Source organism: Cupriavidus sp. 2KB_3 (assembly GCF_052115685.1).
In the GTDB taxonomy this organism is placed as follows: domain Bacteria; phylum Pseudomonadota; class Gammaproteobacteria; order Burkholderiales; family Burkholderiaceae; genus Cupriavidus; species Cupriavidus campinensis.
In genome coordinates this window covers 107,941-126,284 of sequence record NZ_JBFRHD010000005.1, presented here as the reverse complement: position 1 = coordinate 126,284, position 18,344 = coordinate 107,941, and the positions used below count along the sequence as shown (strand labels likewise).

19 protein-coding genes are annotated in these 18,344 nt (G+C 66.8%); 8 read left to right on the top strand and 11 right to left on the bottom strand.

The features are described 5' to 3' along the window. Positions 1 to 240: 240 nt before the first annotated feature. Positions 241 to 1,155 carry an RNA methyltransferase gene (locus AB4120_RS06700; protein WP_441642047.1) on the bottom strand — a complete coding sequence of 305 codons (915 nt, stop codon included), beginning with the start codon at positions 1,153 to 1,155 and terminating at the stop codon, positions 241 to 243. A gap of 214 nt (positions 1,156 to 1,369) precedes the next feature. Between AB4120_RS06700 and AB4120_RS06695 the strand changes: the two genes are divergently transcribed. Continuing rightward, on the top strand, positions 1,370 to 2,194 hold the full coding sequence (locus tag AB4120_RS06695; RefSeq protein ID WP_149136310.1) for an inositol monophosphatase family protein: 825 nt from the start codon (positions 1,370 to 1,372) through the stop codon (positions 2,192 to 2,194). Between the two features lie 56 nt (positions 2,195 to 2,250). Here the strand turns inward: AB4120_RS06695 and AB4120_RS06690 are convergent, their stop codons facing one another. Continuing rightward, complete coding sequence (locus AB4120_RS06690; protein WP_149136311.1) at positions 2,251 to 2,721, bottom strand: pilin; 471 nt, start codon at positions 2,719 to 2,721, stop codon at positions 2,251 to 2,253. Positions 2,722 to 2,972: 251 nt separating this feature from the next. Between AB4120_RS06690 and AB4120_RS06685 the strand changes: the two genes are divergently transcribed. The 4 genes from AB4120_RS06685 to AB4120_RS06670 all read left to right on the top strand — a co-directional run bounded on the left by AB4120_RS06685 (position 2,973) and on the right by AB4120_RS06670 (position 7,584). After that, a complete protein-coding gene (locus AB4120_RS06685; RefSeq protein WP_441642046.1) occupies positions 2,973 to 3,308 on the top strand; it encodes a BrnT family toxin in 336 nt (111 codons plus the stop codon). After that, positions 3,277 to 3,573 carry a BrnA antitoxin family protein gene (locus tag AB4120_RS06680; protein WP_144196015.1) on the top strand — a complete coding sequence of 99 codons (297 nt, stop codon included), beginning with the start codon at positions 3,277 to 3,279 and terminating at the stop codon, positions 3,571 to 3,573. Before AB4120_RS06685 ends, AB4120_RS06680 begins: the two co-directional genes overlap by 32 nt. 352 nt (positions 3,574 to 3,925) lie before the next feature. Then, on the top strand, positions 3,926 to 6,541 hold the full coding sequence (mutS, locus tag AB4120_RS06675) for a DNA mismatch repair protein MutS (RefSeq protein ID WP_149137558.1): 2,616 nt from the start codon (positions 3,926 to 3,928) through the stop codon (positions 6,539 to 6,541). Beyond that, on the top strand, positions 6,538 to 7,584 hold the full coding sequence (locus AB4120_RS06670) for a hypothetical protein (RefSeq protein WP_149136313.1): 1,047 nt from the start codon (positions 6,538 to 6,540) through the stop codon (positions 7,582 to 7,584). Before mutS ends, AB4120_RS06670 begins: the two co-directional genes overlap by 4 nt. A 161-nt stretch (positions 7,585 to 7,745) precedes the next feature. On the opposite strand, the gene AB4120_RS06665 is transcribed toward AB4120_RS06670, so the two are convergent. Next, positions 7,746 to 8,276: an FKBP-type peptidyl-prolyl cis-trans isomerase gene (locus tag AB4120_RS06665; protein WP_144196017.1), complete on the bottom strand. Its 531-nt coding sequence runs from the start codon at positions 8,274 to 8,276 to the stop codon at positions 7,746 to 7,748. An 11-nt stretch (positions 8,277 to 8,287) separates the two neighbouring features. On the opposite strand from AB4120_RS06665, the gene AB4120_RS06660 reads away from it, so the two are divergent. Together AB4120_RS06660 and AB4120_RS06655 are read left to right on the top strand one after the other, a co-directional pair. Further along, positions 8,288 to 9,496 (top strand): ribosomal protein uL16 3-hydroxylase, encoded by a 1,209-nt coding sequence (locus tag AB4120_RS06660; RefSeq protein WP_187645167.1) that lies wholly within the window; start codon positions 8,288 to 8,290, stop codon positions 9,494 to 9,496. Between the two features lie 198 nt (positions 9,497 to 9,694). Then, positions 9,695 to 9,940 carry a hypothetical protein gene (locus tag AB4120_RS06655; RefSeq protein ID WP_144196019.1) on the top strand — a complete coding sequence of 82 codons (246 nt, stop codon included), beginning with the start codon at positions 9,695 to 9,697 and terminating at the stop codon, positions 9,938 to 9,940. A 130-nt stretch (positions 9,941 to 10,070) separates the two neighbouring features. Here AB4120_RS06655 and AB4120_RS06650 read toward each other — a convergent pair whose 3' ends face one another. The 7 genes from AB4120_RS06650 to AB4120_RS06620 all read right to left on the bottom strand — a co-directional run bounded on the left by AB4120_RS06650 (position 10,071) and on the right by AB4120_RS06620 (position 16,166). Further along, entirely contained in the window at positions 10,071 to 10,862 is a 792-nt protein-coding gene (locus AB4120_RS06650; protein ID WP_149136314.1) for an MBL fold metallo-hydrolase, read from the bottom strand. Positions 10,863 to 10,932: 70 nt separating this feature from the next. Beyond that, positions 10,933 to 12,210 carry an outer membrane protein assembly factor BamC gene (gene bamC, locus AB4120_RS06645; RefSeq protein ID WP_441642045.1) on the bottom strand — a complete coding sequence of 426 codons (1,278 nt, stop codon included), beginning with the start codon at positions 12,208 to 12,210 and terminating at the stop codon, positions 10,933 to 10,935. 63 nt (positions 12,211 to 12,273) lie between these two features. After that, complete coding sequence (gene dapA, locus AB4120_RS06640; RefSeq protein ID WP_144196026.1) at positions 12,274 to 13,158, bottom strand: 4-hydroxy-tetrahydrodipicolinate synthase; 885 nt, start codon at positions 13,156 to 13,158, stop codon at positions 12,274 to 12,276. A 156-nt stretch (positions 13,159 to 13,314) separates the two neighbouring features. Next, the gene (locus AB4120_RS06635) at positions 13,315 to 13,905 is read right to left on the bottom strand and encodes a class I SAM-dependent methyltransferase (protein WP_149136317.1); all 591 of its coding nucleotides are present in this window, start codon (positions 13,903 to 13,905) and stop codon (positions 13,315 to 13,317) included. 6 nt (positions 13,906 to 13,911) lie between these two features. Then, positions 13,912 to 14,577 carry a site-2 protease family protein gene (locus AB4120_RS06630; protein WP_149136318.1) on the bottom strand — a complete coding sequence of 222 codons (666 nt, stop codon included), beginning with the start codon at positions 14,575 to 14,577 and terminating at the stop codon, positions 13,912 to 13,914. Between the two features lie 67 nt (positions 14,578 to 14,644). Continuing rightward, the gene (locus tag AB4120_RS06625) at positions 14,645 to 15,280 is read right to left on the bottom strand and encodes an L-threonylcarbamoyladenylate synthase (protein ID WP_149136319.1); all 636 of its coding nucleotides are present in this window, start codon (positions 15,278 to 15,280) and stop codon (positions 14,645 to 14,647) included. Between the two features lie 40 nt (positions 15,281 to 15,320). Next, positions 15,321 to 16,166, bottom strand: a complete 846-nt coding sequence (locus AB4120_RS06620; protein WP_441642107.1) for a 3',5'-nucleoside bisphosphate phosphatase — start codon at positions 16,164 to 16,166, stop codon at positions 15,321 to 15,323. 151 nt (positions 16,167 to 16,317) lie between these two features. Here AB4120_RS06620 and AB4120_RS06615 point away from each other — a divergent pair, with 151 nt between their 5' ends. Continuing rightward, positions 16,318 to 17,403 (top strand): NAD(P)/FAD-dependent oxidoreductase, encoded by a 1,086-nt coding sequence (locus AB4120_RS06615; protein ID WP_149136320.1) that lies wholly within the window; start codon positions 16,318 to 16,320, stop codon positions 17,401 to 17,403. A 17-nt stretch (positions 17,404 to 17,420) separates the two neighbouring features. Here AB4120_RS06615 and AB4120_RS06610 read toward each other — a convergent pair whose 3' ends face one another. Then, the gene (locus AB4120_RS06610) at positions 17,421 to 18,317 is read right to left on the bottom strand and encodes an alpha/beta fold hydrolase (RefSeq protein ID WP_149136321.1); all 897 of its coding nucleotides are present in this window, start codon (positions 18,315 to 18,317) and stop codon (positions 17,421 to 17,423) included. Between the last annotated feature and the right edge of the window lie 27 nt (positions 18,318 to 18,344).

Genomic DNA, 18,344 nt, shown 5'->3' with positions numbered 1-18,344 from the left:
TCGTGAGCGGCCGCCGGCGCCGTGTTTGGCCGGAGCGCTTTTTTTAGTATCAAGGGACAGGACTCGGGGGACGTCCAGGCGCGCGAGCAGGGAGTGTAAGAGATTTGTGAGCCTGCCGCCCGGCCACGGGCGCCGCCCCCGACGTCGTCAGGGACTTTGCGCGGGGCCCGGGTTCAACATCGTGCCGGCGTGGGTGCCGGGGATGCAGGGAAAAACACTGCCGCGATCGTCGTCACAGTCTTACTGTTCCTTGTCAGTCTCGCCGGGCGTTAGCGACGTTTGGGACGTTTGGGACGTTTCGATCTTGTCCGATTTGTCCCCCGCCGCGATCATCATCCGCTTGGCAATGCCACGCAGGATATTGACCTCCTCGCGCTCCAGCCCCGCCCGCGCGAACAGGCGCCGCAGACGCGGCATCAGCTTGCGCGGGTTGGCCGGATCGAGAAAGCCGATGGCCGCCAGGCCCGCCTGGAGGTGGCCGAACATCGATGCGATCTGCTCGGCCGTGGCGGGCTCCCCAGCATAGCCGATATCACGCGAGGCGTCCGGGCGGGCCTCGGGCGCCGCCAGCAGCGCCAGACGCATCTCATAGGCGATGAGCTGCACCGCCTGGGCGAGGTTCAACGAGGCATAGGCCGGATTCGCCGGAATATGCGTCACGGCGGCACAGCGCTCCACCGCGTCGTTGGGCAAGCCAAAGCGCTCGTTGCCGAATACGAAGGCCACCACGGCATCGGGTGCCGCATTCAGCACCTCATATCCGCGCGCCGCGGCATCGCGCGGCAGCAGGCGCGGCGGGCCGAACTCGCGCTGGCGGGCGGTCATCGCCACGGTATAGGCCGCGCCAGCCAGCGCGGCTTCGATATCAGGGACGATCTGTGCAGCAGCAAGCACATCGTCGGCACCGCTGGCCATCGCCACGGCATCGGGGTGGCGCAGCACATCCGGCTCGCGCGGCGACACCAGCACGAGGCTGCCAACCCCGGCGCCAAAGCCCATGGTCTTCATCGCCCGTGCGACCGATCCAACGTTGCCGGGGTGGCTGGTTTCGACGAGCACTACGCGGACACGGTTAAAAATGGTCGATGCATCACTTGCGGGCGTCGTCCCGCCTGGCAGGGTCTTATCGGTTTCCGGAGCGGAGTCTTTGTTCATTCGGTGGAGTTCAGGAGGCCGGGCTCGTGCGGTGAGCCGGCTTCCTATACAATGCAGCCTTCAAATTTGTGGGTGCGGCGCCGGTTGTCCAGGCGGCGTGCCTCGTTCTTCTACAATTCGTTGTGTTGTTCGGCCGGTTCCTGGGCCCCCGCACGCGCCGCCGCAAGGCCTGGCGTGCCGGTGCGCGCCCCTGCCCCGCCGCCTGGAGAGATTCATGCATCCGATGCTCAATATCGCCGTCAAGGCGGCCCGCAAGGCGGGTTCCATCATCAACCGCGCGTCCATGGACGTCGATCTGGTACGCGTTTCGCGCAAGCAACACAACGATTTCGTGACCGAGGTGGATCGCAGCGCCGAAGCCGCGATCATCGAGATCATTCGCACCGCCTATCCCGAGCACGCCATTCTAGCGGAAGAGTCCGGCCAGTCCTGGGTCGATGGCGATCCGGAAGCCGAATACACGTGGGTCATCGACCCGCTCGACGGCACCACCAACTTCATCCACGGTTTCCCACAGTATGCGGTCTCGATCGGCCAGCTGCACAAGGGCGTGCCCGTGCAGGCCGTGGTCTACGACCCCACGCGCGATGAACTGTTCACGGCCAGCAAGGGCGCCGGCGCGTTCCTGAACAACCGCCGCATCCGCGTGACGCGCCGCGACAAGCTGGCCGACTGCCTGATCGGCACCGGCTTCCCCTTCCGCGACCTGGAAGGCATGGACGAATACCTCGAAATGTTCGCGCTGATGACGCGCAGCTGCGCCGGCCTGCGTCGCCCGGGCGCCGCCGCGCTGGACCTGGCCTACGTGGCCTGCGGCCGCCTGGACGGCTTCTTCGAACGCGGCCTGAAGCCGTGGGACATGGCCGCCGGCATGCTGCTGATCACCGAGGCTGGTGGCCTGGTGGGCAACTACGCAGGTGAGTCGCGCCAGATGGAACAGGGCGAAGTGCTCGCCGGCAACCCGAAGGCATTCGCGCAGATGGTGCGGCTGTTGTCGCCATACTCGCTGGACAACGCCAAGCCGTCCGCCGCGATCTAACCGACCCACGCGGCTCGCTGCTCCCTGCAACAGGCGCCTCCGGGCGCCTGTTTTCGTTAACCGTCGAGCGTGCAACCAGGCGGCAGCACCATCGACGTGAGGCCATCGCCGCGCACAGCACAGGTCCATCCGCCGTTCGTGAGCCGGCCCACCGTGATGCGCGCGCCACGCACCACGGGATGGACATCGCCATTGAGCAGCACGACGATCGCGCCCGACCCATCGGCATTGAACGCGAAGGTGTCGTCTGCAGCCGTCAGCGTCGAGCGCACATAGCCAAGCGTACCCGCCGGGTCCGGGAACACGAACACGCCGTTGTGAAGGCGCTCCTCCACCGCCGTCTTGTAGTTCGAGGCCTCCCAGAACCCGCGCGAGATCTGCGTCTTGACGATGTAGTGCTGGTAGGCCGGTATCGCCAGCGCGGCAAGGATGCCGATGACGGCCACGACGATCATCATTTCGATCAGCGTAAAGCCCCGCCGCAGCCGCTGCGGCAGGCGGGTGGTGTCCGTTGAAGGGTTGGGCATGAGGCGATTCCGGCAGGGTTGGTCGCCTACCCCTATCCAAACTGCGTGCCAGGCGCGAACGCCCCAAAAAGTGACAGGATTTGGCGCGTTTCCGTTCATCAAACCGGTCTGGGTGACAGTTCGCCGCGTGACACATCCGCCGCCTGACAATTCTCGTCAGGCGCGCCGGCATTTTTTCAGAATCGTCCCAAAGACCCTGGGTAGCCCTGCTCCTACGATGAGCTGCACCAGACAACTCTCAAATTTTATGCATGGGCAAAAAATATGTTGACCCCTTTCATTGTTGTCCATACACTAATTCCGTCTCGATCGAGTTCGATGCCGCCAAGGATCTCGCCAACAGTTTCAAGCACGGCGTGTCGCTGGAGGTGGCAGCGATGCTCGACCTGGACGCCGCGCAGTTCATCAACGACACCCGCCACGACTACAACGAGGCCCGCACGATTGTGGTGGGGCCGATTGGTCCACGGGTCTACGTGATGGTCTACACGATGCGCGGCAATGTGATGCGGGTGATCACCCTGCGCAGGGCAAACCGCCGTGAGGTCTTGAACTATGTCGACAAAGCAAACGATCCACATTCCTGACGATGCCGAGGACGCCGCGATCACGCAAGGCGCGCTCAGCGACCCCGACAACCCGCCGCTGACCGACGCGCAGCTGGAGCAACTGCGCCCGGCCCCGCGCCGCGGGCGCCCCGCCCTGCCGCCGGAGGCCCGCAAGGTCACGCTGAACATGCGCGCGGACCGAGACGTGGTGGAGGCGTTCAAAGCCACCGGCGACGGCTGGCAGACGCGCATCAACGAGATCCTGCGCGCCTATGCGCACACGCACCGGATGCTGCCGCGCTGAGCGCGGCGTGATTTCCGACAAGAAGGCCAGCGCTGAGAACATTTCTCACGCATTTTCAGAATTTGCCTCAAGGTGCGGGCACGGGCAGGCAGTAAAATGCCGCTTTGTGCCGTGGCGGAGGCAATCCGCCTGACGGCAATCGATATACCGGCGGCCGCCCGTGGCCGCCCGAGAGGAATGCATGTCCGTAGAAGCCCTTTCCGCCGATCGTGATGCCGGGGACGCCCTCGGCCCCATCCCTGACGTGCCTGCCACGCCAGAGACGTCCGCCGAGGCGGCGCCTGGAGACACCACCGCCGCGCCGGACACCAAGTCCGCCGCGAAGCGCGGCGCACCCGAGAAGCACACGCCGATGATGCAGCAGTACCTCCGCATCAAGGCGGATCATCCGGACACGCTGCTGTTCTATCGGATGGGCGACTTCTACGAGCTGTTCCATGACGACGCCGAGAAGGCCGCGCGGCTGCTGGACATCACGCTGACGTCGCGCGGACAGTCCGGCGGCGTGCCGATCCGCATGGCCGGCATCCCGTTCCATTCGGTCGACCAGTACCTGATCAAGCTCGTCAAGCTGGGCGAGTCGGTGGCGATCTGCGAGCAGATCGGCGATCCGGCCGCGAGCAAGGGCCCGGTGGAGCGCAAGGTGGTCCGCATCGTCACCCCCGGCACGCTGACCGACGCCGCGCTGCTGCCGGACAAGGTCGACACGTTCCTGATGGCCGTGCACCAGCAGACCACGCGGCGCGGCATCAGCAAGACCGGCCTCGCCTGGCTGAACCTCGCCAGCGGCGAGCTGCGGCTGATGGAGTGCGAGGCGGCGCAACTGGGCCGCGAACTCGAACGGATCCGCCCCGCCGAACTGCTGTTTGCCGATGGCATCGACCTGCCGGCGCTGACCTGCGCGCGGACGCGACTGCCGGAATGGCACTTCGACCAGGACGCCGGCACGCGCCGGCTGCGCGAGCAGATCGGCGTGGCAAGCCTGGAGCCGTTCGGCTGCGCAGGACTCGGCGCGGCGTTGGGCGCGGCCGGCGCGCTGCTGAACTACGCGGCGGCCACCCAGGGCCAGTCGCTGCGGCACGTGCAGGGCGTGACCGTCGAACGGGAGTCGGAATTCGTCGGCCTCGATTCGGCCACGCGACGCAACCTGGAACTGACGGAAACGCTGCGCGGCGGCGAGTCGCCGACGCTGTTCTCGCTGCTGGACACCTGCGCCACGGCGATGGGCAGCCGGGCGCTGCGCCACTGGCTTCATCACCCGTTGCGCGACCCCGCGCTGCCGCGTGCGCGCCAGCAGGCCATCGGCGCGCTGATCGCCCAGGACCCGGATGCGCTGCGTGCCAACCTGCGCCGGCTGGCTGACGTCGAGCGCATCACGTCGCGCCTCGCCCTGCTGACCGCACGGCCCCGGGACCTGTCGTCGCTGCGCGACACCCTGCGCGCGCTGCCCGACGTGCGCGCCACCGTGACGCTGGCCGACGACGCCCCGCTGCTGGCGCAGACCCTCGACGACCTGGAAATTCCCGAGGACTGCCTTGACCTGCTGGTGCGCGCCGTCGCCGAGGAGCCGTCCACGGTGCTGCGCGATGGTGGCGTGATCGCACGCGGCTACGATGCAGATCTGGACGAACTACGAGACATTTCCGAGAACTGTGGCCAGTTCCTGATCGACCTTGAGGCACGCGAGCGCTCGCGTACGGGCATCGCCAACCTGCGCGTGGAATACAACCGCGTGCATGGCTTCTATATAGAGGTAACGAATGGCCAGGCGGACAAGGTGCCCGACGACTACCGCCGGCGCCAGACGCTCAAGAACGCCGAACGCTATATCACGCCGGAACTGAAGTCCTTCGAGGACAAGGCGCTGTCCGCGCAGGACCGCGCACTGGCACGTGAAAAGGTTCTCTACGAGGCGCTGCTCCAGGCCCTGCTGCCCCATATCGCCGCCCTGCAACGCGTGGCCGGCGCGCTGGGTCGGCTCGATGTCCTGGCGGCGCTTGCCGAACGGGCCCGCACGCTCGACTGGGTCCAGCCCGAGCGCGTGAGCGAGAACGTGATCGACATCGTGCAGGGCCGCCACCCGGTGGTCGAGGGCCAGCTGGCCGCCGATTCGACCGAGTTCATTCCCAACGATTGCCAGTTGACCGAGGCGCGCAAGCTCCTGCTGATCACCGGCCCGAACATGGGCGGTAAGTCGACGTTCATGCGCCAGACCGCACTGATTGTGCTGCTGGCCTGCGTGGGTGCCTGGGTGCCGGCGCGGCGCGCCGTGATCGGCCCGGTCGACCGCATCTTCACGCGGATCGGCGCGGCGGACGACCTGGCCGGTGGCCGCTCCACGTTCATGGTGGAAATGACCGAGGCGGCCGGGATCCTGCACCACGCCACGCCGTCCAGCCTGGTGCTGATGGATGAGATCGGCCGGGGCACCTCGACGTTCGACGGGCTGGCGCTGGCCTGGGCCATCGCCCGTCACCTGCTCTCGCACAACCGCAGCCATACGCTGTTTGCCACGCACTATTTCGAGCTGACGCAGTTGCCGCAAGAGTTCGCGCAGGCGGCCAACGTGCATCTGTCCGCCGTGGAACACGGCGACGGCATCGTATTCCTGCACGCCGTGCAGGACGGACCGGCGAGCCAGAGCTATGGCTTGCAGGTGGCTCAGCTGGCCGGCGTGCCGCAGCCCGTGATCCGTGCCGCGCGCAAGCATCTGGCCTGGCTGGAACAGCAATCCGCCGATGCCACGCCCACGCCGCAGCTAGACCTGTTCGCCGCGCCTGCTGCGCCGCCGGACGAGGAGGAGGCAGCGGATGGGGAAGGCGGCGCCGCGCACTCGGCGGTCAATGCAGCCGCCCTGGAGGCACTCGACGCGCTGGCCGACATCGACCCCGACAGCCTGACGCCGCGCGACGCACTCGATGCGTTGTACCGACTCAAGGCGCTGGCGGAGAGCAAGCACTCCGTATGACGGCACACCGGCGGGCGTGGCGGCACATGGTGGTGGCCGCGGTTTGCTGGACGGCATTTGCCGCGCCCGGGCTCGCCCACGCGGCACGGACCGGCCGCGTCGCGCCCCCCCCATCGGCAGCGGCGCAGCCCGTGCGGATCGCCCTGATCGCCGATGTGCCGCAATGGCCGGCGGCCGAGGCCGACACGGCCGCACTGTTCGATCTCATGGCGAACCAGCAGATGGCGCTGATCGTCCATGCTGGCGGCATCAAGGGGGATACCGAATCGTGTGGCGATGCCGTGCTGAACGTGCGCCAGCGCGTGCTGGACGATGCGCCACTTCCGCTGCTCTATGTGCCGGGCGAGAACGACTGGGCCGAGTGCCAGAAACCGGTGAACGGCGAGTTCGACGCGGTGGAGCGGCTGAACCGGTTGCGGGAACTGTACTTCCCGGTGGACGCCACGCTCGGGCGCCGTACGCTGCCGGTCACACGCCAGTCGGATCAGGCCATGTTCCGCAGCTACCGGGAAAATGCCCGCATGGTGCTGGGCAACGTGCTGATCGTCGGCATGAACCTGCCCGGCGACAACAACCATTACCGCACCGAGGGTGGCCGCAACGGCGAATTCGAAGACCGGCGCGAAGCCAATCGACAATGGCTCTCCCGTGCGTTCTCGCTGGCCGAGCAGCGCGACCTCGACGGCGTGGTCGTGGTGGGCCATGCCGACCCAATGTTCGGCAATGGCTGGGAGAAGCGCGGCAAGCCGACGCTGCTCGACGGCTTCCTGCGGCGCGGCACGCGTGATGGCTATCTGGAGTTCAAGCGTCAATTGCGTGAGCTGGCTGGCAAGTACAAGGGCCAGGTGTTGCTCGTCCATGCGAGCGACAGCGGTTTCAGCGTGGACAAGCCACTGCGGGACGCGGCGGGCAAGGCCATGTCAAATGTCACGCGGGTGGCCCTGCCGGTGGGATCGCCGTCGCGCTGGACCGAGTTGACCGTGTCGCCGGGGTCGCGGGCAGTATTCCAGGTGAAGCTGCGGGACGGGGTGAAAGGCAACTGAGCGGAAGCTCGGCGGAAACGAAAAGCAAAGTTACTACGAGCCCCAGGACCAAAGAAAAAGCCGGCAAGTGCCGGCTTTTTCGTTTTCCTGCGACGACCCCATCGCAGCACTGCGGCCCGCCTTGCGGACGGGCTCACGCATCGCTCAATTGTTTGGGAAGATCAGTGGAGCGTGCGAGGGCTGTCATCGCCGTCCTCGTCCTCATCCACCACTTCGATGCCCGAGGCACCGTGGGCGTGGCCGTGCTCGACTTCCTCGCTGGTCGCCTCGCGCACTTCCGACACCTTCAGCCAGAAACGCAGCGCCATGCCGGCGAGCGGATGGTTGCCGTCAAGCACCACCTTGTCTTCGGCCACATCAGTGATCGTGTAGATGATGGAGTCTTCGTCGTCGCCGTCCTCGGGCACACCCTCGAACTGCATGCCGACTTCCAGCGGCTCCGGAAAGCGATTGCGCGGCTCCACCTTCACGAGGTCGGCGTCGTAGTCGCCGAACGCCTCATCGGGTTCCAGCTGCAGCTGGGTCTCAAAGCCGGCGTCGTGGCCGTCCAACGCTTCCTCGATCTTCGGGAACGTGCCATCATACCCGCCGTGCAAATAGACCATGGGCTCATCCGACTCTTCGATCAGATTGCCCTGCGCGTCCGACAGCTTGTACACCACGGACACCACCGTGTTCTTAGCGATTTTCAATTCTTGACTCCATGAGCGATTCCGCATTATACGCGCAGGCCTTGCCTGCGGGCCCCATCGATCCCGACGCGCCGCTCACGCTGCTCGGGGGCATGACACCCGCCGTGTTCATGCGCGAGATCTGGCACCGCAAACCTTTGCTGATTCGACAGGCTGTGCCCGGAATCGTGCCGCCTGTGTCGCGTGAAGCGCTTTTTGATCTGGCCGACCGCGAGGACGTGGAGTCTCGCCTGGTGTCGTACTTTCGCAACCGTTGGAAGCTCGAGCACGGCCCGTTTGCCGAGGACAACCTCCCGTCGCGCAAGACCAGCAAGTGGACGCTGCTGGTGCAGGGCGTCAACCTGCACGACCAGGCCGCGGCCGACCTGATGAGCCAGTTCCGTTTCGTGCCCGACGCGCGGCTCGACGACGTGATGATCAGCTACGCCACGGACGGCGGTGGCGTGGGTCCGCACTTCGATTCCTATGATGTCTTCCTCTTGCAAGTATCGGGCCGACGCCGCTGGCGCATTTCGTCACAAACCAGGCTCGACCTGATTCCCGACATGCCGCTGAAGATCCTGTCGGATTTCACGGCCGAGGAGGAATGGGTGCTGGAACCAGGCGACATGCTGTATCTGCCGCCGCAGTACGCGCACGACGGCGTGGCCGAGGGCGAATGCATGACCGCATCCATCGGCTTCCGCGCCCCTGCCTACCGGGAGCTGGCCGGCCACTTCCTCGCATGGCTGTCGGAGACCGTGGAAGGCAACGAGGGCCTCGACGGCCGCTATGCGGACGCCGGCGAGACCGCCACGGCGCATCCGGCCCAGATGCCGGCCGGACTGGGGCGCGCGGTAGCCGAGCGGCTCCAGGCGATGAAATGGAACGGCGCCATGGTGTCCGAATTCCTCGGCTCGCACCTGTCCGAGCCGAAGCAATCCGTGATGTTCGCCGAGGTCGAGGAGATTCCGCTGCGCAAGTACACGAAGCTGGCCCAGGCGCATGGCGTGGTCCTTGCTCCAGGTTCCATCGCGCTCTATGACCGCACGCATTTCTTCCTCAACGGCGAGGCCTACGAACCGCCGGCATCCCTGGCGAAATGGCTGCGTCGGCTGGCGGACCACCGCCATCTCACGGCTGAGGAGGTCAGTGCATGTGCCGCGCTACCCGACTTGATGGACACATTCCACGACTGGACGCTCGAAGGCTGGTTGCAGATTGCGCCTGTACGCGTGTAATAATGCGTAACAAAGAGAACCAGCAAATTTCGACTGTACACAAGCAGGGGAAACGCGGATATAATCGCCCGCTGGCTAGTACTGTGTACCACTGCATTGTCGGCACCCGGGAGAGCCTCAAATTTGCAGTTCAAGAGCGATAATTACCGGTAATTATTCATCGCCTGTTTTCAGTAATTAAAAGTTAAAGGACGAAAAATGAAGAAGTCTCTCCTGATCGCATCCCTGCTGGCAGCTGTTGCCCTGGCCGCTTGCGGCAAGAAGGAAGAAGCTGCCGCTCCGGCCGCTGACACGGCTGCTCCGGCTGCCACGGCTCCGGCTGCTGACGCATCGGCTCCGGCCGCTGCTGCTCCGGCTGCTGACGCATCGGCTCCGGCCGCTGCCCCGGCTGCTGACGCTTCGGCTCCGGCCGCTGACGCTTCGGCCCCGGCTGCCAAGCAGTAATCGGATTACTCCGATAAAAAGCCGACCTTCGGGTCGGCTTTTTTATTGCCCGCGATTTACTCGCGGCGCGCCCGGTAGTCGGGCGCATCCTCTCGGCTTCAGCACCGTTCCGGCATCAGATAATCTTGAATCACATGCCGCGGACCGGTTGCCATCCCAACCCCTCCTCCTGATCCGCAATCAGGATGTCGTCCGGCATCACCCCCAACACAGCCGCAAGCGCCCCCGAGGCCAGCGCCCGCGTATTGTTCTGCTTACTCAAATGGGCGGCCACGACGCGTGACAGACCCGCATGCGCCACCTGCGACAGGATCGCTGCCGCCACTTCATTGGCCAGGTGCCCGAAATCCCCGCCGATACGGCGTTTCAGCGAATACGGATACGCCGAATTCTGCAGCATCTCGCGGTCGTGGTTGCACTCCAGGACAAGCGCATCCACCCCGGCCAGCCGCGCCGTGACGTACGGCGTCTCCATGCCGGCATCCGTCAGCACACCAAGCCGCGCGTTGCCATCGGTCAGCACGAACTGGAGCGGCTCGCGGGCATCGTGCGGCACCGTGTACGGCAGAATCTGCAGGCCGCCTACCGAGAACGCGTGGTCGGCGCAGCACACGCGTACATCGGCCACATCGGCGCCGCGCATGTGCGCGGTGGCGAGCCAGGTACCGTGACTGGTATGAACGGGAAGCTTGTGGCGCGCGGCGAAAGCGTAGGCCGAGCCCACGTGGTCGCCATGCTCGTGCGTGACCAGCACGGCGTCGAGCTGGTCCGGCGTAACGCCGAGCCGCTCGAGCCGGCGTGCGGTCTCGCGGATGCCAAACCCGCAGTCAAGCAGCACACGGGTCACCGTGGTGCCGTCGACGGCCTCGATCAGCAGCGAGTTACCCTCGCTGCCACTGCCCAAAAAAGCAAAGCGCATCATCGATGCGCTCGCTCGGGGTGGTTCCCGACGGCCGGAGCCGTCGGGACCGTCTGACTGCGACAAAGACCCATCAGTGCAGTTGCTCGTCCAGCAGCGACAGGATTTTCTTGCCGATTTCGGTGTTCTCCGGCTGGCCGGCGTCGTTCAGCACGGTGACCGTGGTGCCGGTACCGTTGCCCTTGAGCGCCACGCGGTACTTCTTGGCCGTCTTGCCGTCGTTCGGCTTCGTAAACAGCTTGGAGAAGAAGCCGCGATCGTCCACGCTGGTACGCGGATCCACATAGCGCACGTAGTACAGGCCCTGGGCACGGTCACGGTCTTCCACCGTGAAGTTCACGCGATCCAACGACAGGCCGACCGAGCGCCAGGCGCGGTCGAACGGCTCCGGCAGTTGCAGCGCCGGAGCGCCGTTGACCTGCGACAGGAACGACTTGCTGCTGTCGGCCGACGGTGTGCCGGTGGCTGCGGCGGCGCCGATGCCCGTGGCGGCGGCGGTACCCACCGCGGGCGCGGCGGCTCCCGCGGTGGTCGCGGTGGCGTCATTCGTACCGATGCCGGCCGGCGTCGGGTTCTTGGCCATGCGGTCGGCCTGTTCCTTCTGCACGCCCAGGCGCTGGGCCAGGCGCGACAGGAATTCGGCTTCCAGCTCAGGATCGGCCGGGCGCGGGGTCCAGACCGTGCTGGTCTTGTCCACGCCGGTCAGCTGTTCCTGCGCGCCGCGATGGCTGATGAACACCTCGAGCTGGCCGTTCTGCGAACGTTCCACACGCGTGCGGAACTTGTCGCGCTCTGACGTCGAGTACAGGCCGTCGAACACCTTGCCGATGGTGTTGCGGATGATGTCTTGCGGAATCTTGGCGCGGTTCTCGGCCCAGTCCGTTTCCATGATGCCGGTCTCGGGCGAGTCCTGCACCAGCAGGAAACCGCTCTCCTGCCAGAAGCCGCGCAGGGTCTGCCAGAGCTGGTCGGCACGCATGCCGTTGCTGATCACGAGCCAGCGCTGGTTGCCATCGCGCTCCATGCGCACGCCCTGGGCGCCCGGCAGTACATTGTCGGTCGGGCTGGCCTCGCGGGCACGGCCGGCGTTGGCCTGGGTGTAGTTCGAGAGCGTGGACGTGCCGGAGGCATCGGGCACCGTGTAGCGGCGCTCGCCGTCGAGTTTGGTCAGGTCCGGCGGAATATCCAGCGATGCCGTCTTCTTGCCCTGGGACTTGTAGTCGATCTTGTCCGGCTGCATGGCCTCGTTGATGCTGCTGCAGCCGGCGATCAGGGTCAGGGCCAGCACGGGCGCGACCATGGCGGCACGGCGGACTTGCGTCGCGCCGCGACGGTTAAGCTTCTGTTTCATTGACACGTAATCCTGGTTTCAAGAAGGCGGCGATACGCCAAGGTTCAGCCGGTATGGTTATGGTCAGGCGAGCAGGCCGGCGTTGGCCAGCGCGCGGCGCACGGTCTCGTGCTGCGCTTCGGCCAGCGGGGTCAGCGGCAGGCGGATACCGCCGGCCATCTTGCCCATCTGTTGCAGCGCCCACTTCACGGGGATCGGGTTGGCCTCGACGAACATCGCGCGGTTCAGCTCGATCATTTCCATGTGCAGGCGGCGTGCGGTCACCACATCGCCGTTGCGTGCCGCCACGCACATCTCGTGCATCTTGCGCGGCGCCACGTTGGCCGTCACGGAAATATTGCCGTGGCCGCCCAGCAGGATCAGCGCCACCGCGGTGGGATCGTCGCCGCTGTAGATCGCGAAGTGTTCCGGCGCATCCTTGATCAGTTGCGCGGCCCGGTCGATGTTGCCCGTGGCCTCCTTCACGCCAACGATGCCAGGCACCTGCGCCAGGCGCAGGATGGTGTCGTTGGTCATGTCGGCCACGGTGCGGCCCGGCACGTTGTACAGCAGCACCGGCAGGTCCACCGCTTCCGCGATCGTGCGGAAATGGCGGTACATGCCTTCCTGCGTCGGCTTGTTGTAGTACGGCACCACCTGCAGCGACGCATCGGCGCCTACCTTCTTGGCGAAGGCGGTCAGCTCGATGGCTTCGCTCGTGGAATTGCCGCCCGTACCGGCGATGATCGGGATGCGCTTGTTGGACTGCTCCACGGCCACGCGGATCAGCTCGCAATGCTCTTCCACGTTGACGGTCGGGGACTCGCCCGTGGTGCCCACGATCACGATGCCATCGGTGCCTTCCGCCGCATGCCAGTCGATGAGGGCGCGCAGCGCGGGGTAGTCCAGGCTGCCATCCTCATGCATCGGGGTGACGATGGCCACGATGCTGCCGGTAATCTGTGTCATAGCTTAAGGAAACTCGGGAAATCGAATATCCGGGATTGTACCGGAACCGTCAGCCGCTCCGGACTCCCCCGGGGTGAGGGAAAACATCAGGATTTTCAACGTGTGAAGCGCCCTGCGCGCTGACATGGGGCCGGGCATACCGCCCGACCGGCCAGCCTAGGGCCGCGCCGGCAGCCCGTAGCGTGGTGGCGCGGTGCCCGGCGCGCCGCCCGCAGGCTCGCGCACAGCACATATCCGCTGGACGAACGCCGTTTTCGGCACTTCCACCACACCGTCCTCGTACCCCACCACCCGCAGGGCGCCGCGCGCCACATCGAGCAGTTCGCCCGGCTTCAGCAGGAAGTCTGGCCGGGACGGCTTGCCAACGGTTTCGTTACCAATTGCAAATGTTTCATAGATCAGCACCCCGGCCGGCGCCAGCGCCGCCAGCAGGTGCGGCCAGAGGGGGCGGTGCAGGTAGTTGGTGACCACGATGGCGTCCAGCGGCGCCCCGTCGGTCAGGTCCGCCAGCGGCCAACCGCCCTGCTCGAGATCGGCCACCCGGCCGGACACGCCGGCGGGCAGCCCCGCCACAGCCTCGGCGTCACGGTCCACGGCCAGCACGGCAAACCCCTGCCCCGCCAGCCAGGCCGCGTGGCGCCCGCTGCCGCAAGCCAGGTCGAGCACACGGCCGCCCGGCCGGATCAGGTGGGCCCAGCGGGTCACCCACGACGAAGGTGCGCCCAGTGGCGCATGCGCGAGCGTCATGGCAGCTTATTGCAGCAACAGGATGATCGGCCGGAGCATCAGCTCGACCACCGACAGCAGCAGGTTCATCACCGGCTGCATCCAGACCCGCGTGATCACGCCCGCCGCCACCAGCGCCAGCACCACGAAGATGCCGTACGGCTCGATGCGGCTGACGGCGGCCGCCATGCGCTGAGGCAGGAAGGCGGTCAGCACGCGCCCGCCGTCCAGCGGCGGAATCGGAAACAGGTTGAAGGCGGCCACGACCACGTTCACGATCACCCCGGCGCGCGCCATCTGGCCCCAGAACGGCTCCTGGACCTGCGCCCAGGCCAGCCCGATCACCACCAGCGCCCAGATGAATGCCTGCGCCAGGTTGCTGGCCGGGCCGGCCAGCGCCACCCACATGCCATGCCAGCGCGGGTTGCGCAGGTGGCTGAATATGACGGGAACCGGCTTGGCGAAGCCGAACACGAACTGCCCGGCAGTGAGGAAATACAGCAGCAGCGGCACCGCCACCGTGCCGATCGGGTCGATATGCCGGATCGGGTTCAGGCTGACGCGGCCGAGCCGGTAGGCCGTGTCGTCGCCGAAAAAGCGCGCCACATAGCCGTGGGCGGCCTCGTGCAGCGTGATGGCGAACAGGACTGGCAGGGCGTAGACCGCAACGGTCTGGATGAGCGAGGAATCCATGTGCCCTATTCTATCCGTGCAATGGCGCCCGCAGGCTGTCCGGTTTGTGTCAAAGCGTGGCCGATTTTCAAAGCGTGGCGGACAGTCCGAAGCGCTCCACATCGCCCCGGCCCAGCCGCACCAGTTCCGGCTCGCCGCCGCTCAGGTCGATTACCGTGGTCGGCTGCGCCGGCGCCGGGCCGCCGTCCACCACCAGGTCCAGCTGCTTCTCCAGCCGGGCGCGGATTTCAGCCGGATCGTTCATGGGCTCGTCGTCGCCGGGCATCTGGAGCGTGGCCGAGATCATCGGCTGGCCCAGTTCGGCCAGCAGCGCCAGCGGCACAGCATGGTCCGGCACGCGCACGCCGATGGTCTTGCGGGCCGGATGCGACAGCCGGCGCGGCACTTCCTTGGTCGCCTCGAGAATGAACACGTACGGCCCGGGCGTGGCGCCCTTGATCCAGCGGTACTGCCTGTTATCCACGCGCGCGAAGTTGCCCAGCTCGGACAGGTCGCTGCACATCAGGGTCAGATGGTGCTTGTCGTCGATGCCGCGCAGCCGGCGCAGGCGCTCCACGGCCGTCTTGTCGTCGAGCGGGCAGGCCAGCGCGTAGCTGGAGTCGGTTGGCAGCGCGATCAGCCCGCCCTGGCGCAGGATCTGCGCGGCCTGCTTGATCAGGCGCGGCTGCGGGTTGACCGGGTGAATCTCGAAGTACTGGGACATTCAGGGATTGTCGGGGGCGAAAGACGGGGCGAGCGGGCGGCTACCAGTCGTGCCAGACCGGGGTGACGTCCGACGGCAGCGGCGGCAGCGTGCCGATCTCGACCCGGCCCTCGCCGGGGCCATGGAAATCAGATCCGCGCGAGGCCATCAGGCCATAGTGGCGCGCCACATCGGCATAGCGGCGGAACTGGTCGGGCGTGTGGCTGCCGGTCACGACCTCCACGGCGCGCCCCCCCAGTTGGGTGAATTCGTCGAATAGCGCGTTGTGCTGGGTGGCCGTGTAGTTGTAGCGGCCCGGGTGGGCCATCACGGCAATGCCGCCGGCGTCACGGATCCAGCCGACCGCCTCCGCCAGCCTCGACCAGCGGTGCGGCACGAAGCCGGGACGGCCATCGGACAGATATTCGCTGAATACGTCGCTGATGGTCGCGCAATAGCCTTCATCCACCAGCCAACGCGCGAAATGGGTGCGCGAGATCAGGTCCGGATTGCCGACATAGCGCAGCGCGCCGGCATAGGCATCCTGGATGCCGACCTTGGCCAGCGCCTCGCCGATGTCCTGGGCGCGGCGGGCGCGGCCGTCGCGGGTCCGGGCCAGGCCGTCGATCAGGCCCGGATGGAACGGATCGATCTGGAGCCCCACGATGTGCACGGTCTGGCCGGCCCAGGTGACCGAAATCTCCACGCCGGGCACGTAGCGCATGCCCAGCGCCTCGGCGGCGTCGCGCGCCTCGCGCTGGCCGCCCACCTCGTCGTGGTCCGTCAACGCCCAGAAGGCCACGCCACCGGCATGGGCGCGCGCCGCCACGTCACGTGGCGCGAGCATCCCGTCGGACACGGTGGAATGGCAGTGCAGATCGGCGTTGATGGCGTGCGGGTTTTGCATGGCGATCATTCTACTCCTGGCAGGGTCTTTTAGCCCTGCCGCCAACGGTGGCGTGCCCGGATTCCCATGGCACGCAAGGTATGATGGGGCCTTGTTCCGCTCCCCCATGCGCCGCGCGCCACCTGGCGCCCGCCGCGCACCTGCCTCGATCATGTCTTCCACGCCCGCCACGTCCTCCCCGCTCGCCCCCCAGGAAACCACGCAGACCGATGTGCTGATCGTCGGCGCCGGGCCGGTTGGCCTGTTCGCCGCGTTCCAGGCCGGCGTGCTGGGGCTTAAATGCGAGCTGATCGACGTGCTCGACCGGGCCGGCGGCCAGTGCACCGAGCTGTACCCGGAGAAGCCGATCTACGACATTCCGGCCGTGCCAGGCTGTCTGGCGCAGGACCTCGTGGACCGGCTCATGGAGCAATGCGCGCCGTTCGCGTTCCCGATGCACTTCAGCCAGCGCGCCGACAGCGTCAGCGAGCACGCCGGCGCCGACGGCCATCCGCGCCTCCTGGTCACCACCGACGCCGGCAAACGCTTCGACGTGGCGGCAGTGCTGGTCTGCGCCGGCGCCGGGGCCTTCGCGCCGCAACGCGTGGCGCTGCCCGAGGCCGCCGCGCTCGAAGACCGGCATCTGCACTACGCCGTGCGCGACACCTCGCGCTTTGCCGGCCGCCGTGTGATCGTGGCGGGCGGCGGCGATTCGGCGCTCGACTGGGCGCTCGCACTGCGCAAGGTGGCCGGGCGCGTGACGCTGCTGCACCGGCGCGAGGGCTTTCGCGCCGCCGACCACACCGTGGCGTCGATGCGCGCGGCCGTGGCGGCCGGCGAGATGGACTTCGTCGTCGGCATGCTCGGCAGCCTGCAGACCGATGACGGCGATGGTGGCGGCAAGCTGACCGCCGCGACGATCAAGACCCGCGACGGCGAGCAGACGCTGCCCGCCGACGAACTCGTGGCCCTGTACGGGCTGGTGTCCGAGCCGGGGCCGATCGCCCAGTGGGACATGGACATGCGCGCAGGCCGCATCGTGGTGGATACCACCACTTATGAAAGCTCGCGCCGCGGCATCTTCGCCGCCGGCGACATCTGCTTCTATCCGAACAAGCAAAAGCTGATCCTCTCCGGCTTCCATGAGGCCGCGCTCGCGCTGCGCAAGGCGTACCACTACGCCAACCCGCAGAAGTCGCTGGTGCATGTGCACACCAGCAACAACGCCGCGCTCAAGGAGAAGCTCACGCACGCGTAAGGCGTCATCCCAACGCGTCATTCAGCGAGAAATGCCTCGATCAGCCGCGCCACCACCTGCGGCTGGTCGTGGTGGAGCATGTGCCCGGCGTCGTCCACGGTCACTTCACGGAAGTCCGGGAAGGCGCGGAAGCGCTCTCGGAATTCGTCCAGCGGCTGCTTGTGGGCGATGTGCTGGAGGGTGGCGGAGTCGCGTGCCTCCACGTGCAGCACCGGCGCTTCCACCTTGGCCCAGATCGCCATGATTTCGTCGATCCGATACAGCGTGGGATTGGTCAGCTTGTGGGCCGCGTCGCCCAGGATCTCCCACCGGCCCCCGGCGTTGCGGCGCGACCAGTGCGCGGCCAGGAAGGCGGCGCGGTCGTCGGGCAGGCGCGGATTGGTCTTCTGCAGGCGCGCCGCCACGGCGGCCTCGCTCTCGTAGGTGCGCAATTCCGGCTGCGCGCGCAGTTCGTCCAGCCAGCGCGCCAGCCGGCCCGGCGCCTGGTCCGGCCGGGTGCGGGTCAGGCCGAAGCCCTCCAGATCCACCACGCGCCGCACCCGCTGCGGGCGCACCCCTGCATAGATACAGACCACGTTGGCGCCCATGCTGTGGCCCACCAGATCCACCTGCCCCTCGGGCTGGTAATGGTCGAGCAGCGCCTCGAGGTCGGCCACGTAGTCCGGGAACCAGTACGACGTGGTGCCCGGATAGCGCGTCGGCAGGTCGGTCTCGCCAAACCCGCGCCAGTCCATGGCAATTACGTGCCAGTCGCGCTCCAGCGCATCGACAAGGAACTGGAACGACGCGGCCACGTCCATCCAGCCATGCAGCATGAACAGCTTGGGCGCGCCGGGCGTGCCCCAGTGGCGAACGTGCGTGCGCAGCCCGCGCAGCGTGATAAATTCGGAACGCGAGGTTTCCGTGATGGTCATGGTGTCTCTACCCTTCTGTCTCTTGTA